This window comes from Candidatus Neomarinimicrobiota bacterium, assembly GCA_018651745.1.
Taxonomy (GTDB): Bacteria; Fidelibacterota; Marinisomatia; order Marinisomatales; family TCS55; genus JAAZYX01.
The window spans coordinates 1-17,831 of the sequence record JABIDL010000013.1 but is presented as its reverse complement, the minus strand read 5'-3'; the positions used below and the strand labels follow the sequence as shown (position 1 = coordinate 17,831).

Sequence of the window (17,831 nt, the reverse complement as noted above, 5' to 3'; positions counted from 1 at the left end):
TTCGGGAATTATTAAATCATAGGTATTTGTTGAATAGAGTGAATTAATTATTGTTTTGATTTTATGAGTAGAAAATAAAAAAGGAGTATTAATCTTGTATTCATCAATTAATAATTCCCCCGTTTTGTGATCGACCCACTTTATATGCTTTATTGATTTATCCATAAAAGCATTTTGATATTTATGTTGTCGGTTTTTCATTTTGTTTATATCTAACTGCCTATTAATATTTTTTCTAATTTTTTTGGCAGCCTTTACTCCCGCATCATAGCCTCTTTTAATTAATGCTTCTCCAGAAGAAAAATCAAAAATATAAAACCCTTCTGTATTGACATTAATAAAGTAATCCCAATCACTGATACTAATAGAATCTGTTGGAGAAAAAAATACAGAACTAAATAAGTCGAAATAATCAAAAATATCTTTCATTTTTTCTAAACCTGGAGGCGTATCGTCTACATTTACAGCAATAATTTTGGATTCTCCTAACTCTCTAGCAATATTAGTTGGCATATTATTATATATACCACCATCTATCAGAATGGATCCATCTTTTACAACTGAAGGATAAACCATAGGAATAGACATGGAGACACGGATCGCTTCTGCTAAAGACCCTGAATCAAAAACAACTGTTTCTTGCGCAACTATGTCAGCACCAATTGCCCGAAAGGGTATAAATAACGAATCGAAATTTGCTTTAGCCTGATGGTTCCCTGCTGCAGTTAATAAAAATAAATCTCGCCATATGAGTTGATCATTAAATAACCCGGGTGGTCCACTGATTTGTTTGTTATTTCTTCTAATAGAAAATTTTCCACTTGAAACGTCATTCCTCTGCCAAACGGGTACATCACTTAAATCATTTCGTCCTAAAAACAACTTCATGAAAGTACCATCAACTGACATCATTTCTAATTTTTCTATGGAAATGCCTGAAGCATATAAGCCACCTACGATTGCGCCTGCACTTGTGCCAACAATTAGGTCTATAGGGATTTTGTATTCTTCAAATGCTTTCAAAACACCTATATGGGCAATACCTTGTGCTCCTCCTCCGCTTAAAACTAGAGCAATTTTGTTAGATTCGATTACTGAAGCTGAATCACGATTATCGCCAGAAACAAGACACGAAATTTGAATGACTATAAAAAGTAGATATTTCATTTAAAGGTAGTTTACTAAAACGGTTATTGTCGAATCAGTATCTAATTCAAAACTCGATTTCTTAAAATTGGGGCGATTAAAAAACCCTAAAGATTTATAATTTGAAAACCCAAATCCTTCTTTTGGCAATATAAAACCTTTGTCTATTTTTTTATTTTTATTCTCATCATGTAAAATATTTACAGCATACCGTCCTTTTTCTAAAGATTCAAAAGTATAAGTTGCAGATTTTTCCTTAATTACGGCATTTCCCTTTTTGAGACATTTCTCAAATTTCATATCAGGGATAGAATTATCATTGTTATATATTGCAAACTGTATAACGCCATCTGAGTTTTTGAGTGAGTCAACTTTTATTGTTAGAGATAACGTTCCAATATCTTCCGCAAACAATAACAAAGGGCCGAAAAATAGTATGGTTAATATTTTCATTATTTACCTTGACCTAAGATTAAAAACTGTATTTCACTTTAACATAGACCATGTCATTATCATCGTAATGGCCAAACAATCCAGTCGTTTCACTTTCATCATTTTTGATAAAAATATTGGCACCCGCTAAAATCTCAAACCCATCCGCTACATCGTACGTTAGACTTGGACGAATAAGTGCATCTTCATTATTGAGTCCAACATATCCAAATAATTGAAGTGTGAGTGTTTCTTGCAAAAAGGTGCGATTGGCTAAAAATGTCATGGTATTATCGAATTCATCTTGAATAATTGTTTCGTCATAATCAAGTATAGCTCGTTGAATAAATTGTGTGCTAAATCGTGTGGTTCCAATAGAAAAATCCGTCCCAATTAAATAATGTGCATAATCTTTTTCCAGTAAACTCGTTGGCAAATTCAATTGGTCTGGATTTAAAGCAGAAAATTGTTTTCCCATATAATATGCTCCTTCTCCCCGTAAAATTACTCCACCCAATTCCGAACTAAAGCTACCACCGACCAATGTTAATTGGTGATGAATTGGAGATAACCATAAGCCTGTTGGTGTTGGGTTATCTACAGTAATGATTGGAGTAATATGTAAGGTTGGATCATCATCCCACATTTTCCCCGCCATAATTTCGTAGTCTAATAAAGATGACATACCCGAAAACTTGATAAATCCTTCACTATTTTCTAATCGTCCAGGAATATCTTTTTGGGATTCATTAATCGTAATAGGTAATGGAAATTCTGGAATACGAGACCAAATAGATGTTTCATCCGGCATAATTGTGGGTGTAAATGTTGGAATCCAAACCATCTCTAATGTATTATCACCTAAATAATAGTTTGCCTTTAAAGATGTAATTCCTGTGCGGATTTCATCAAAATCACGAAGAAGAAACTCGCCTAAATCTTTTGGAGAAACAATATCAGTAATAAACATTCCATCTGCTTTTCCCCAAATAATTTGCTGTTTTCCAATGCGTAAATCCATATTATAAAAATACACATCCATATACGCTTCACGCAGTCCTAAAGAAACATCCTGATTTGGCGTTTGATACAGAAATGGATTTGCAAAAAAGGACACATTATCATCCGTGCGTTTCAATTTTATATCCAATGTATTTTGGTTTATGGAATAATCGTTCGTCTCATTGGTTAATACACCCAAATAAGAACGAACATAACCGTTTATGTCTAAACTTTGGCCATAACTATTTGCCCCAAATAAAAAGATTAAACTCAATATGAGTGATTTCATTTTCATCATATCCCCCTTTTCATCATACGTTCTGTGAATTTATTATTAGGAATTCCTGTATCAATTTGAACATCGGAAAATTCCATAATCGTGAATTGATTTCTTTGGACGTTTTTCATTTTTACTTTGGTCAAAATAATCACATCTTTAAAAGATTGTTGATCATCCACCGTCAGGATTTTTAACAATTCATCATCTTCATCATAAAATTCCTTTTTGAGTCCAATCCAAGAATCTTTGACCACCCATGTTACCGTTCTGGCATACATATATTCTTCATCTTTCGGCACACTTTCTATAACGATGGTTTCTTTTTCATTGATGACTTCTTCCCGTAGAATAGTATGAGTATCATCTAAAGGATGGCGATCACCCAAATCATCATAGGTAAAATCAGAGCCCATAAAATAATCGCCCTTACTGTCGCTGGAAATCCGCTTTACTTTTTTGAGTGCGGGCAAATAAATCCATTGATCATCACTTTTAGATGCATCATCATAACTCCATGTCATAAAGGATGTATTTTTTACATCAGCAGGCGAAAGGAAATACATAATTTTCTTTTCACCATTCTTAACAGTCTTCACAAATTGTTTAATTTTTCTGACGCGTTGATTGCCACGGGAATTTTCGATGGTCATGATCAGATTTCCTGTCATGTCATTTCCTGTTGGACGGTCATACACCTTTTGAATGACTTCAAGGCCAGATAAATCTTGGGCAAATATCATTCCTGAAAGAAGGATACTCATAGGTAGTATTGATTTGATTGTTTTCATTTTATTCTCCTATTTCATTATTACTTTTTTTACAAAAAAGTTTTTTCTGTTCAATGATGAGCACCATCACCGTAATTGTACCCACAAAACTGGTAAACATGTTGAGTGATACCAAGAATCCCAATTCTCTATTTGGTGGAAATACTGAAAATAGCATCACCATAAAACCGGCTATTACCACCACCGCATTAAAAACAATGGCACGACCACTATGGTGCATGGTTCGTTGGATGGCCAATTCTATATCCTTCGTTTTTCTCGTATTCTCTCGATATCGATCAATAAAATGCACAGCATAATCAATACCAATTCCGATGGAAATACTGGACATGAGGGCCGTGGTTGTGCTTAATGGAATGCCCAATAAACCCATAACACCAAAACTAATTGCCGCCGTTATAATAATAGGAACTGTGCCTGTTAATCCCGCAACCACATTTTTAAACATAAGACTCAATAACACCGCCACAATGACTAATGACAAGAGTAAACTTGCTATTTGTCCTTGCAGAATCAAATCCGTAAAGACCAACGCTTTATAACCTGAACCAGCAAAATTCATGTCAATATTATGTGTGTTAAATTGGTCTCTGTAAGATTCTATTCGATCCATGGCAGAATTGATACTTTTTGAATCATCACTTTTCAATTGGAAAGTCACATTCAATTTTTGGTAATCAAAATCGGTTACTTGCCAGAGATTTTCCGGGTCACCAGACATTTCGTAAAGCAATAAATATTGCGCAATTAAATCAGATGTTTCGGGAATAATATTAAATGCTTCATCATCTGCATGCATGACCTTATTCATGCGTAATAAATAATCAGTCAGTCCAAATGATGAACCCACAATTTCAATCGATTCAACATCTGTTTGCATTTGATCCACCATTTTTAAAATGGCTGGATTTTTAAAAACATCCTTTTCAGTTGATTCTAAAACAAGATTTAATGTTGATGTGCCTCCAAAATTTTCATTAATAAATTTGTCTGTAAGCACAATGTCACTGTTTTTTTCGAATTTGTCTAAAAAGCTGGAATTGATCCATACTTTACTGGTTCCAAAGATGGAAATCACTATTATTAATGCGGTAAGCCCAAGCGTCGCCCATTTATATTTCAAAAGTCCTGAAGCGAACTTATGAGCGAAAACAACGGCATGTTTGTCGTTTGCACTGTGAACTCTGATTTTCCTAATCTTTGGCAAACCAACAATCATCATACCTGCAGGTATTAAAACTAGCGATAGTAACATAGCCACTAAAACACCAAAGGCAGTGAATACACCAAAATATTTAATGGGATAAACTTGAGATGTCAATAATGAAATAAATCCCACAGCCGTGGTTACGGATGTCATTACAACGGGCTTCCACATTTCTTTTATCATATTTTTAATGGTGTCTATTTTTGATGCAGTGGGATTTTCGACTCTAAATAAATCCACATGACTGAATAAATGAATCCCATCCGCCACACCAATGGCAATGAGCATCACTGGGATTGTGGTGAATACCGCATAAATTGGGATGCCCACTACGGCGAGTAATCCGAAAGTCCAAATGGTGCTGAATAAAACGACTAACATGGTTAAAATGGTATTTTTAACGCTCCGAAGTAAGAAGAGTAGAATAAGAATGATAACCGTCAAAACAATGGGAACCATTCGTTTCATATCTGCAGGGCCTAAAACAGCCATCGTTCCTTCCACGATTGGACGACCGGCGACATGAATATTTTCATCTCCTTCATAGGAATGAGCGAGTTCAAGAATTTCATCATAAAATTCCTGCGTGAAAACATCATCATTGATGCGAGCAATAATGACTGAAACTGTTTCATTTTCTGATACAAGTCGACCAAAAACCATTTCATTGGAACGCACTTTTTCTTGAAGCGCTTCTATTTTTTCTTGTGATTTCGGCACGCGTTTAAAGAATGCTTTTACATCCATTCCATCTTCCGTTCCCACGATATTATCAGCTGTATATAATGACGTTACATCTTGCTTCTCAATTTCATCTAATTTCTGTAAATCTTTAGTGAGCTTTTTAATTTTGGCGAGCGTGCCTGTATTATAAATACCGCCTGTATTTTCGATGGCAATGATAATGCCATCTTTTATATCAAACCATTCAGCCGCTTGATCGCTATAAATAAATGCAGGATGATCCTGGGGCATATATTTATCCAAATCTGTTTCCATTCGCGTATTATCCTTCATTTCAGCAACGAAGAAGATTGTGATTCCAAAAAATACAATCAGAACCATAATGGGCTGTTTTAAAAATCGTTCAAGTAAGTTTAGCATGTTTGCTCCTTTATTAGTTAATGTTCACTAACATTATTAAGAAAAAAATTTTAGGTTTTTAGCACCTTTTCGATGGCATTAAGCATTTCATTTACATCATTTTTTAGATCAAAATCAAAATTCATAATATGCCATTTGCTTACTAAAAATCGGAAACTCCCAATCACCATGAGAGAAATTTGTTCAGCTTGAATATCTACACGAACATCGCCAGAAGCTTGCCCTTTTTCAATCATAGCAATTAATTTATTCTGATTCAATTTCATCATTATGCGTATGGGCTTTGCGAGAATACTATTATTATTAAATATTTCTTCCGAAAAAATAATGGCTGTCAATGATGGATTCTTAATGAAGCGATTGGTGTGCCCTTGAATCATTTTTTTAATTTTATCTATCGTAGGATTATTTTCATCCACGTGAGATAGTTCTTCCTCGGTGGTTTGTTTCATGGTTGAAATAATTGCAAGAATAATGTCATCTTTATTCTCAAAATGTCGATAAATAGCAGGTTCAGATATTCCAATCGCTTTTGAAATATTCTTTATGGTCAAACCCTGAATACCTTTGTCTGCAATCAGTTGGATCGATTCCTGAATGATTTGGTTTTGTCTATCGGTGTATTCGTTCAAAATGTTGAAATGTTTATTTGTTTGTTAATATTCACTAACCAATATTAAACAAAAAAAGTTAGTGATGCAAATATTATTTTCATTTCTAATAGATAATACTTTTAAAATTGCTAAAGATGATTCAGCAAAATCTCTAAAACTGGTGGCTGTAGTATTTTCGAAAGTCCGGGGATGTTCTGGGACTAAAATACCTTCATTGTAAGCTTTATACATATTAATTAAATCATCCGTATAATTTTCTGACGCACCCCGATATTGAATAATTGCATTTTTTGTATCTTCATAAGTGGACTCCACATATTTCAAATTAGGCCTATTTAGCACATCTGCCATGACGGTTGTGGCTTCTTGGCAAGTAATGGATACGTGGCCCAATAATTCTATTCCCGGATTTTAGACCGATGTTACATTTATTGCTCGGTCGCCTTTCATATCAAAATCTACATCAAAGCCAACGCGTTGATCTTGGCGTAACCCCCGATCTTTCACTCTGGGCCCCAATCCGGAAACATGCACAAAATAATCCTCGCCATCGTCACCGGTTATAAATCCGAATCCTTTTGAATTATTGTATTCTTTTACGGTTCCGTACTGCAAATGAAAAGCGAATTATTTTCTAGTGAACGTCGTCTTTATAAAAGGATTCTTCGAATGATCCAATCGGCTGAATCAACGGTTTTATTTCACCGCCGTTGCCCACAATAACAAGGACTCTGTTCGCTTCATCATAATGGTTTTTTATAGCTGCGTTTACTTCATCTAATGTGACCGCATTTAATTTGACTAGAGATGTTTCCAAATCTTCAATGGTAAATCCGTAATAAAGTGCAGACAAAACACTAACTGCAATAGCACCGGGTGATTCCAGACTAAGCGGTTGAGATCCGGTGTAAAATAACTTTGCCTTCTGTAATTCGTCGTCTGTCACGCCCTCATCTCGTAGTTGCTTGAGCTCACTCATAATCAATTGATATGTATTAACCACTTCAGGGTTTCTTGTTGAAGTACTTATCCCAAAGGCTCCATAATCCATTCTAGACGATGCCCAACTCCGAACGCCGTAAGTTTTTCCACCTTCTCCGCGCACCACTTTCATTAAACGAGAAGAAAATGCACCGCCTCCAAAAATGTAATTCGCTAGCTTAATAGCATAGCGGTCTTCATGCGTACGGGGCAATCCCCACTGAAGCATATAAATTGTAGCTTGCTCTAATTCCGGATTATCCACGAACCGAAACTTGAGCCCATTGATATCTTCGTAAGCAAATCCAGCGCGATGCATCGGACTTCCATCAACAGTCCAACTTCCAAGCGAAGATTCAATCAGCGATTTAGCCGTTGCTGTTTCAAAATCACCAATCAGCACCAATGTTGAAATATCCGGGCGGATATTCTTGTAGAATTCTTTTACATCATTAAGTGAAATAGATTTTAACGTTTGTTCCGTAGTCATTCTTCCCATGGGCGTTTCACCCAAAAGCAAATAATCCCCGTGCGCTGATGCCACAGAAGACGGATCGGAATACCAGGTTTTGATTCCTTCTTTATTCTGCTTCATGGTCAATTTGAATTCCGTTTCAGGAAATGTGGCGTGCTGAATCAATTCCGCCATCATATTCAATCCAAATTCAAGGTCTTCTGCCAAAAATCTTCCCGAAACATTTGTGTATTCCAGCCCGATTCCGGCATTCAAACTCCCCCCGGTTGCATCAATTAATTCTGAAATTTCATCTGCTGTGTGATCTTTTGTTCCCTTTGGAACAAGCTCAGACATAATGCCTGCAAGTCCTTCCTTCCCAACAGCAACATCCATGGAACCGACTTCAATCATCATATTCATAAATACGGCAGGGTTTTCATGGTGTTCGGCAATCATGACCTTGAGACCGTTCGGCATTGTGAATGTTTCAAATTCCGGATAATCTATAATCGGCGCTTGGGCAAATACTATTCCCAAAAATACCATCAGATTTATTATGAAATTTTTCATGGCTTACATAAACAGTCCGGCAACCCAGAACATGCATTTCTTGAGGAAAGACAAGTTTTCCGGCTGGATGTGCATTATTGTCATTTTCTCTTCTGTGAAATAGGCATTTGCAACACGCTGTACATCATCTGCAGTTACAGCATTAAATCGTTCAATTTCTGTATTGAATTCTCGATAATCACCCATGACCAATTCAGCATTTCCAAGGGAGCTTGCAAGCGAATTTGCAGAATATCTTTCAAACACTTTCCCGGCAAGCATTTGTTTTCTCGCCTTGCTGAGCTCGGCAACCGCTACCCCGTTTTCTCGAATATCCTGAACAATATCCATAATCGCCTTTTCAATTGTAGCGGAACTGACTTGCGGAAAATAGAATGAGAAATAGATAAAAATTCCCGGACCTTTCATGGACATCGGAAATCCACCGGCGCCCAAAGCCAGTTGCTTTTCCCGAACAAGAACCTGATTTAAGCGGGAACTTTGTCCATTAGACATTATGTAGCTGAGAACATCTAACGCGGCGATATCGTCATGAGCCGATCCCGGGACAGGAAAACCCATAAGAGTGACCGGAAGATCGAAAGACGATTCTTCATTCAGTACAACTTTCTCTGTTTGCGTTGGTATGGATAAATCGGGGTTTTCGGGAAGCGTTCCCAATGGGCGGACTACACCAAAATATTGATTCACCAACACCTTAGTTTTTTCGAGATCTACATCACCCACAATGACAAGTGTTGCATTCTCTGGACCGTAATGCATGTCGTAAAACGTCTGACATGTTTTGACTGAAACCGTATCTAGCTGATCCATAATTCCAATTGGCGTTACGGCATACGGATGTTTCTCGGGGTACATTTCTCCACGGAATTTGAGAAACAGCTTTCCAATTGGATTTGCGTTTCTCTGACGATATTCCTCATGCACCACTTCGCGCTCCGTTGCGAGAATATCTTCATTCAGTTTTAAAAGATGCATGCGCTCTGCCTCAAGCTTTAAAGCAAGTTCAAGCTTTCCGGAGGGAAGGCGTTCGTGATACACCGTAACATCATCAGACGTGAAAGCATTGTTGTAGCCTCCAGCTTCATTGATTAAGCGGGCGTGCTCTTCAGATTCATAATTTTCTGTTCCACGAAACATCATATGCTCAAACAAATGGGCCGTACCCCGGATACCATCCCATTCATCATGACTGCCAACATCGTACCAGACTTGCACAGCAGCGACAGGAATGGAATGTTTTTCCATGACAATCACTTTGAGACCGTTATCGAGCGTAAAATGCGTCGGTTCGGATGCAAAAATTCCTGTATTAATCAGGAGTAAAATGAGCAGTTGTCTTTTCATAGAAGCGCCAAATTTAGCCGATTACCCTTCAACATCCAAGATTGAAGAAATATGCTGATTCACATTTTCTTCGAGTAAATCCAAAGGAATCGATCCGTTGCCAAGAACAATATCATGGAAATCACGAATATTGAATTGTTCGCCAAGAGCATCCTCGGCTTTTTGTCGAAGTTCTCTGATTTTCAGTTCACCGATTTTGTACGCAAGCGCCTGCCCCGGCCATGCAATATATCGGTCAATTTCAACCGTAACGTCATTTTCAGTTTTGGCGGTGTTGTCGAGCATAAACTTGATCGCCTTTTCCCGGGGCCACCCGAATGCATGCATTCCTGTATCCACAACCAAGCGGCAGGCGCGCCACATTTCATACGTTAGCTGGCCAAATTTGGAATACGGATCTTGATAAAATCCCATTTCTTCTCCGAGCTTTTCAGAATAAAGACCCCACCCTTCGGTAAAGGCGGTGAATCCTCCGTGCTTCCGAAACTCCGGAACGTTTTCCAATTCCTGAGCTAATGAAATCTGAAGATGGTGCCCCGGAACCGCTTCGTGCAGGGACAGCGCTTCCATTTCATATTTGGGGCGCGTTTCAATTTTATAGGTATTTGCCCAAAAATATCCCGGCCGGTTTCCTTCCTTGGAACCGGAATAATAATATGCAGTCGGTGAAGCGGGCGCCTGATAATCCGGAATCGGCTTTACGCCGTACGGCATTCTCGGAAGAACACCAAACAGCTTCACCAATTCAGGATCAGCTTTTTTGCAAATGGCTTGGTACCCTTCCAATAATTCTTCCGCCGTCGAATAATAGAAATCCGGATTGGTTCTGAGATATTCCACAAATTGTTTAAAGCCTCCCTGAAAACCGGATTCAGCAATCACCTCATCCATTTCGTTTCGGATGCGCAGTACTTCATTCAGACCAATGCGGTGAATCTCTTCTGCAGACTTCTTGGTAGTTGTATAATTCTCTATTTGAAAAGCATAATACGCTTCTCCGTTCGGGAAATGCATGGCGCCAACATCTTCCCTCGCGCTCGGTAAATATTCTTCCGAAAAGAATTCATCTAATTTGGTAAAGGATCCAAAAATATGGTTTCCGACCGCTTCTTTTCCCCACAATACATACGTCTCATGCAGTGAGTCGGGCAAGGCCGTTAATTTTTCTTTAAACGGTTTGAAGAACGGGCTGTCTTCAACTTCCAAGTTATACTGAGCTTTAATTTGTTCAGGAACAGATCTGAGAATGATTTTCGGCTGAATAAATCCCTCATCAAGACCTTTTTCCATCAGCTCAATAATTTGATCCACGTAAACCGGAACTGCTTCCAACCGCTTCAAGTAATTGTCAAAATCCGTTTGATTTCTGAATGGCGTTATATTGACCAAATTCGGTGAATTAATCTGGACACCTCCCATTTGGTCGATCGGCATCAGATAGCCTTTGTATTGAAACCCTTCTAATCTACGTGTGAGTTTTTTGCGATACAGATCGAAATTCAGTTTATCAGGTTCAGACAATTGTTCCCGCGGAATCTTATTTAGCTTTTTCAAAAGGTCATCGGAATCCTCATGCCGTTTTTCAATAGCATCTATACTTAAGTCTGTCAGCCGGTCGTTGTAGCGGTCATCACCCTGATATGTTGCGCTTTCAGGATGCTCTTTCAGTCCCTTTTCCCACTCGTCCTCAAACAGCTGATGAAGCGCGGTGGTTGCATCTTCCGGCGACATATCACATCCGGAACACATTAAGAGAGCTGTAACAGAAAGTGTCGTTAATATAATTTTCATGAAATATCCTTTAGAAATCGGGTTGAATAATGAGTGGGGAATTTACAAAGCGGAAGGAAAAATGGAAGTTATTCCTTTACTTTTATAGATAAGGGAATCACCATTTCTGCCACAGGTTCGTTGTCATTTGGCGTTCAAAGCGCTTATTAATTACTCTACTTCAACAATATCATCTTTACAGACTTTGAATAATACTTCCTTTCATCTAAAGTTCGAGATTCAAACAATAATAAATAAACACCAGCAGGAAGTGATTTATCAACATCTGTCCTTGCATCCCAACGGAATTGATAATTCCCGGCATTTTCTATTATATCATATCCGAGGAAAACTTCATTTCCCTTTAAATCAAATATCCTTATTTCAATTTTTGATGGCTCTGGAATCGAAAAGTCCACAATTGTTTTTGGATTAAATGGATTTGGGTAATTCTGCGATACTGAAAAATATTGGGGGTGCTCGTCAATTGGACTATTTCCAGTTCGGGGTAAAAAACATCCTCCATATCTGATAACATTTGTAATAGAAAAATCTGAAGTACTATCAGCCCAATCAAATGCCTGAGTTTTGTATTGGGCATAAAAACAATTTCTACCATTTATTATATCCACATAATAATCAATATAAGAATTCGTCTGTGTATTCATAGTAGAAATATTTTCCCAACCACCTCCATTAAGGTTTCTCCAAAGTTTATAACCACCTAAATCATATTCTGTATTTGCAGACCAAGAGATTTTAGGACTTCCATTATAATTTTGTATTGTCATCCCCTGTGGAGGGGATGGATATCCAAAACAAGAATTGTAATAATTAGATACAGATTTCCTATCATCATCCCATATCATTACTGTATCACCTTCAACCCAACTGTAATTCCCCGAATTATGGTTTTTTACTTTGAAACCATTTGAAGGGAAATATTTTATAAACATATCTTGAGTATTATAATTTGTTCCGTAAATCCCATCGCCATTTCCATAATCACAATCTCTAAAATCTAAAAGGATCGAGTCATTGTTAATGGTTAATTGGTACAATGAATACCCAATGGTTCCATCCACTCCTGCCAAAGATCTCAGGAAACCAAAAAACATGTATGAGCCAAATTTTGAATAATAGTTGAAGTCATTCACAGTGCTGTATCCATTGCCATAGGAACTATAAACCGATGACACAGCAGATAAAACAATTGTGTGACTCACACTTCCATCTATTTGGATAAGAAGTTCGCCTGGAATTCGAGTTTGTTGACTTTTAAGAAATAGGCTCATTATGAAAAATATGTAATATTTAATCTTCATAGTAACATCCTATTTTATTGAATACAAAAAACTCCCAGCTGTACCACTGGTTCCGCCATATATTACGCCGCTAACAATGCAGGGGGTAGAATCTGCAGTATGACGATGGTCCCCTACTGATAACTTTTTATAAATTCCCCCACTTTGATCAAATATTATAAAGTTTATACCTATCCAATCTTGAAACTCAACGTCCGTATTATCAATTGCAAGAAAGGAATATCCATTAATGTCAGAGGTTGGTATCGTCGAAATTCCAGAATTGTACTGCAAAATATTCATTGACCATTTAAAGAATCCACCATATGAAAAACAATAAAAGTCCGAAAGTGTAGAAATAAATAGAGAGCCATCTATACCAATTGAAATTCCGTTTAGAGCATATCCATTGGAGAGTCCCTGATATTGCCATCTTAAATATCCCTCACTAGAGAAAGAATATAAATTTTCACCAGAATACACATAAATATTTCCATCAGAATCCACGCAAGGATTAATTGTACTTACCTCACTATTCTCGTGTAATATTCTTTTCCATAATGAATCACCATTCAGTGATACACAATAAAGTGCTGGCTCATTAGAAACGAAATAGATTTGTTCCCCGTCGATGGACATTGCAGGATTACCAATTGTAATACCCGATTTAACAACATAATTCCATTCAAGATTTCCATCTTTTTTTACCGCATATAAAGACCCACCAAATCCAGCGACAAATACAAGATTGCCATCTTTAGAAATATTTACTGAACCATTTGTTTCATTCGAAAAAGAACCCAGAGAATATGTCCACACAATATTTCCACTTAAATCACTTTTGAATAAATACCCTGTATTATTATTTACTGCGGACAAATATAAATAATAATCTGACGTAATAAGTGGTGTACCGACAGACCATCCATTCCCGAGATTCATATCCCAATTTTTTATAGAAGAATCATTTATTGAAATAAGATAGCTATCTCCAATCGGAAATCCAGTGTTACTAATAAAAAGGATGTTATCCTCACTATCAATCGAAGGATTAGAATATAATTCTCCACCTGGTGTATATACAGTATCAATTGATCCTTCCCTTGGACCAGATAAATGACTTCTTCCAGTTAATTGTGGATCATGCATAAACATTGGCCATGGTGAATCTGCAAGTGAGGGCCAGTCTATACTAGTCTGAGTTTTTGATGAGGGAATTACAAATTCACAGCAAATTGTAGAATCATCATCACATGGGTAGAATCCTACAGAACATTCAGCTTTTTCTATATTTTCGTCATTGGGTTGCGTCTCATCACAAGATGAACAGAAAATAATTACAATTGAAATGATGTAAAACCATGCCACCATATTTGATGTTACAACTATTACTAAATAAAAGCCAATGCAATTAACATTCCTTGGGCAGTTATTCCTTTACTTTTATAGATAAGGTAATCACCATTTCTGCCACAGGTTCGTCGTCAATTGATGGAACGGTTGCAATGATGTTCAAATGAAGATTTTGGCGCTCGCCGGTTTGCACGGCGGTGTTTACAAGTTCGCGAACTTCATCGCCTTGCGTACAGGTAAAATGTACGTCCCCTTTGGCAAGCTTCAAAAAATCGGCCTTAAAATCCTTAAAAATGGGTACAATCTTTTCGTTCTGTTTTCTGATGAAACGCATAGCCAAAAGACCGGCAGAAAGATCGGCGCCAACAGCAAAGGCGCCTAAATATAAAGATCCAACATGATTTTTTGTTCGCCACTTCAACGGAATTTTGAGTGTTACTACTTGATCATTGATGTTAACAATAGAAGGTCTGCAGTAAAATATCATCGGGACATTTAATAACCCCCACAATCTGATGAGTGATGTGCTTTTGATGTGATTCATCTTACCACCGATGATATCCCGGATGTCCCGGACCAACTGAAACAAATATTCCTGTACAGATAGCACAAATTTTTCCATCTGCTTTCAGTTCACCTTCAATTACAGCTTTTTTTCCATCGAGCTCTATCAGTTTGGCAGAAAGAAAAAGTGAAGACCTACTTGGTGTTGGACGAAGTAATTTGACAGAATATTCCGCAGTTACTGTTGAGGGGGCTACTTTTTCTCCGGTGGATTGCATCAAATAGTACGCACCTGCCCAATTACAATGACAGTCAAGTAAAGTGCCAATTATTCCGCCATTCAATACTCCCGGGAATGCTTCATGATGTTTTTCGGCTGACCATTTCGCAACTACCAAGTCGCCTTCAACAAAACTTTGAATGCGAAGACCTTTTTTATTTGCGGGGCCACAACCGAAACAAATACTCTTTTCGGCATAGGTTTCCTGTAAACATTTGTTTTTCATCCTAAAACTTACAAAATAACCGCTTTTTAATGAATCCACATTTAGATTCTACCATGAATAATCTGTACCTTGATAACCATGCCACAACTCCCGTGGATGCGGAAGTGCTGAAAGCAATGATTCCCTATTTCACAGAAAAATTCGGCAACGCCGCCAGCCGGCATCCGTTTGGCTGGAAAGCGCAGGAAGCTGTGGATCGAGCAAGAACCATCATTTCCGATGAATTGAATGCAAAGCCGAAGGAAATCATTTTTACCAGCGGCGCAACCGAAAGTGTGAATCTTGCCATCAAAGGGTTTTGCGAAGCAAATAAATCTAGTGGTAAGCACATCATTACTCAAGTGACTGAACACAAAGCAGTGCTCGATAACTGCGCCGAAATGGAGAAGCGTGGTTGGGATGTTACCACGCTTCCCGTTCAAGCTGACGGGCTCATCAGCTTGGAAGATTTAAAGGGCGCCATACAAGACAACACCGTTCTGGTATCGATCATGCACGCCAACAACGAAATCGGCGTTATCCATGATTTGGAAGCGATCGGCGCATTATGCAAAAAAAACGGCATTTGCTTCTTTACCGATGCGGCCCAGTCGTTTGGAAAAATTCCAACAGATGTGCAAGCGATGAATTTATCTATGCTCGCCGGAACTGCCCATAAAATGTACGGGCCGAAAGGCATCGGATTTCTCTACGTTAATTCTGACGTGAAACTAAAACTTCAAATGGACGGCGGCGGACACGAACGCGGACTTCGCTCGGGAACGCTTCCGGTGCCGCTGATTGTGGGATTTGGCAAAGCAGTAAATCGGTGTGCCGACCTTAGAGATGAAGAAACCAAACGGATGAAGCCCATGCGGGACAGATTGTTGAATGGAATTTTGCATGCTTTCCCTGATACGATTGTAAACGGAACGATGGCCCGGCGGCTAACAAATAATTTGAATGTGTCTTTCCCAAATGTGGACGGTGAGGCGTTGCATCTGAAGCTGGAATCCATTTCCTGTTCCTCCGGCTCGGCCTGCACCAGCGCCACGCTGGAACCGAGCTACGTAATGAAAGCGCTAGGACACAGCGATACTTTGGCAAAAGCGTCCATCCGGATTGGCTTCGGCCGCCTCAACACAGAATCGGATGTGGATGAAGCGCTGAAGGAAATTGTGGGAGCGGTACAATCATTTTCGTAGGGTAATTGGTTCCCACTACAAAAGCAATTTACTTACCCTGCCCTTTTTGCGTTGTCTGAACAATTACCCCAAACTTCCCCAATCTTATCCTTAATTTTCAACGTTTTAGAAATTTCAATCAGTTACTTTTTAGAAATCAGTATTTTTTTGACCTGATAAACCGGCGAAAAAAAGACCGATTCGAAAAGGGGATTTATACATGTGGTTTTCTCATCAATAATATCAAACGGTTGAAATGTAAATCCTTGCCCAAGTTTTCTATTCTTTGGTTTTACTTCAAATGTAATGGGCTTGAGAGTTCGTAATAGGTTCAAAATACTTTTGTAACCTTTAATCCCCTTTTTTGGGAAAATATTCCCGTCCTTATTTACTAATCTTACATGCTTTAACAAAGAGACTTTTTCCCTAAAAATGGGTTTCCTCCATTTGATAGTTCCCAAATCAAACCGAAATTCACAGTTTCTTTCCGTTAACGGATGGGGCTGAGCTTCTCTAATGGCTTCCAATAGTTGGAGAAAAATATTTTTTCCTCCAATTTCTTTTGCACATTTATTCAATTGTTGGTGTAATCGTTCCTGAGAATAAAGGTTTAAAAAGTTTTCATTTTTCAAGATAGTTCCTCATGATAATTATAAAGTTTGATAACATTCCTACAAAATAGGATTATTTTTATTGGCGTTTACTATTTCCTGCTCTTCGGCCACCTCAACACAGAATCGGATGTGGATGAAGCATTGAAAGAAATTATGGGAGCGATGCAATCATTAACAAAATGATTTCTAAATCAATGCCAAAGGCATTTCATATAATTTGAATGAAATACAAAATATGAAATGGTTGTTCAGAAGACAAGGTCTTGACCTTGCATAATTATCGATTTGCTTTTTTAAGTCTCTTTTCTGCTTTTTTTTCTTTTGGAGTTTTCGCAGGTGCTTTTTTTGTTGCTTTTTTAGAATCTTTTCCTTTTCCCATTTTTCATTCCTTATTGTTTTCTTGAATTTATAAAAAATTACTTAATAATGTGTGTATGCTTTATTATTACGAACCAACCCCCGTCTTTCTTTCCGCGGTTCAAAAAGTTGGGTTGAAAAACATATTCAAATTGGGGTGTGTCCCGTGAATTGGTGTCCCATTTGACTATATGTTTGATATTGATTGATCTATATGATAAAACAAAAACCCCTCAATTAAGAAGGGCTTTATGTCGGTCAGAAGTGGTTTCTGACAAGTCGGGGTGAAAGGATTCGAACCTTCGACCCCCTGCTCCCAAAGCAGGTGCGCT

The 17,831-nt window shown here is 37.9% G+C and carries 17 protein-coding genes; 1 reads left to right on the top strand and 16 read right to left on the bottom strand.

Annotated features, from left to right (window positions below; translation table 11 throughout):
* The 15 genes from HOD97_02240 to HOD97_02170 form a co-directional block, all read right to left on the bottom strand.
* Positions 1-1,167 (bottom strand): patatin-like phospholipase family protein (locus HOD97_02240; GenBank protein MBT4280431.1); only part of this gene is annotated, 1,167 nt, incomplete at its 3' end.
* The gene (locus tag HOD97_02235; protein MBT4280430.1) at positions 1,168-1,599 is read right to left on the bottom strand and encodes a DUF2141 domain-containing protein; all 432 of its coding nucleotides are present in this window, start codon (positions 1,597-1,599) and stop codon (positions 1,168-1,170) included.
* A gap of 19 nt (positions 1,600-1,618) precedes the next feature.
* Positions 1,619-2,869, bottom strand: a complete 1,251-nt coding sequence (locus HOD97_02230) for a hypothetical protein (GenBank protein ID MBT4280429.1) — start codon at positions 2,867-2,869, stop codon at positions 1,619-1,621.
* A 5-nt stretch (positions 2,870-2,874) separates the two neighbouring features.
* Entirely contained in the window at positions 2,875-3,648 is a 774-nt protein-coding gene (locus HOD97_02225) for an outer membrane lipoprotein-sorting protein (protein ID MBT4280428.1), read from the bottom strand.
* A gap of 1 nt (position 3,649) precedes the next feature.
* Positions 3,650-5,959, bottom strand: coding sequence for an MMPL family transporter (locus HOD97_02220; protein ID MBT4280427.1), 2,310 nt, complete (start codon positions 5,957-5,959; stop codon positions 3,650-3,652).
* Positions 5,960-6,009: 50 nt separating this feature from the next.
* Positions 6,010-6,591: a TetR/AcrR family transcriptional regulator gene (locus HOD97_02215; protein MBT4280426.1), complete on the bottom strand. Its 582-nt coding sequence runs from the start codon at positions 6,589-6,591 to the stop codon at positions 6,010-6,012.
* A 24-nt stretch (positions 6,592-6,615) separates the two neighbouring features.
* The gene (locus HOD97_02210; protein MBT4280425.1) at positions 6,616-6,966 is read right to left on the bottom strand and encodes a hypothetical protein; all 351 of its coding nucleotides are present in this window, start codon (positions 6,964-6,966) and stop codon (positions 6,616-6,618) included.
* Positions 6,967-6,984: 18 nt separating this feature from the next.
* Entirely contained in the window at positions 6,985-7,188 is a 204-nt protein-coding gene (locus HOD97_02205) for a cold-shock protein (protein MBT4280424.1), read from the bottom strand.
* Positions 7,189-7,207: 19 nt separating this feature from the next.
* The gene (locus tag HOD97_02200) at positions 7,208-8,581 is read right to left on the bottom strand and encodes an insulinase family protein (protein MBT4280423.1); all 1,374 of its coding nucleotides are present in this window, start codon (positions 8,579-8,581) and stop codon (positions 7,208-7,210) included.
* Positions 8,582-8,584: 3 nt separating this feature from the next.
* On the bottom strand, positions 8,585-9,928 hold the full coding sequence (locus HOD97_02195; GenBank protein ID MBT4280422.1) for an insulinase family protein: 1,344 nt from the start codon (positions 9,926-9,928) through the stop codon (positions 8,585-8,587).
* Positions 9,929-9,949: 21 nt separating this feature from the next.
* On the bottom strand, positions 9,950-11,719 hold the full coding sequence (locus HOD97_02190; GenBank protein ID MBT4280421.1) for a DUF885 domain-containing protein: 1,770 nt from the start codon (positions 11,717-11,719) through the stop codon (positions 9,950-9,952).
* Between the two features lie 155 nt (positions 11,720-11,874).
* Positions 11,875-13,023, bottom strand: a complete 1,149-nt coding sequence (locus HOD97_02185) for a hypothetical protein (protein MBT4280420.1) — start codon at positions 13,021-13,023, stop codon at positions 11,875-11,877.
* 9 nt (positions 13,024-13,032) lie between these two features.
* Positions 13,033-14,373, bottom strand: coding sequence for a PQQ-like beta-propeller repeat protein (locus tag HOD97_02180; protein MBT4280419.1), 1,341 nt, complete (start codon positions 14,371-14,373; stop codon positions 13,033-13,035).
* Between the two features lie 58 nt (positions 14,374-14,431).
* Entirely contained in the window at positions 14,432-14,899 is a 468-nt protein-coding gene (locus HOD97_02175; protein MBT4280418.1) for a DUF4442 domain-containing protein, read from the bottom strand.
* Position 14,900: 1 nt separating this feature from the next.
* Positions 14,901-15,365, bottom strand: coding sequence for a PaaI family thioesterase (locus HOD97_02170; GenBank protein MBT4280417.1), 465 nt, complete (start codon positions 15,363-15,365; stop codon positions 14,901-14,903).
* Between the two features lie 29 nt (positions 15,366-15,394).
* On the opposite strand from HOD97_02170, the gene HOD97_02165 reads away from it, so the two are divergent.
* A complete protein-coding gene (locus HOD97_02165) occupies positions 15,395-16,549 on the top strand; it encodes a cysteine desulfurase (GenBank protein ID MBT4280416.1) in 1,155 nt (384 codons plus the stop codon).
* A 122-nt stretch (positions 16,550-16,671) separates the two neighbouring features.
* Here the strand turns inward: HOD97_02165 and HOD97_02160 are convergent, their stop codons facing one another.
* The gene (locus HOD97_02160) at positions 16,672-17,160 is read right to left on the bottom strand and encodes a hypothetical protein (protein ID MBT4280415.1); all 489 of its coding nucleotides are present in this window, start codon (positions 17,158-17,160) and stop codon (positions 16,672-16,674) included.
* Between the last annotated feature and the right edge of the window lie 671 nt (positions 17,161-17,831).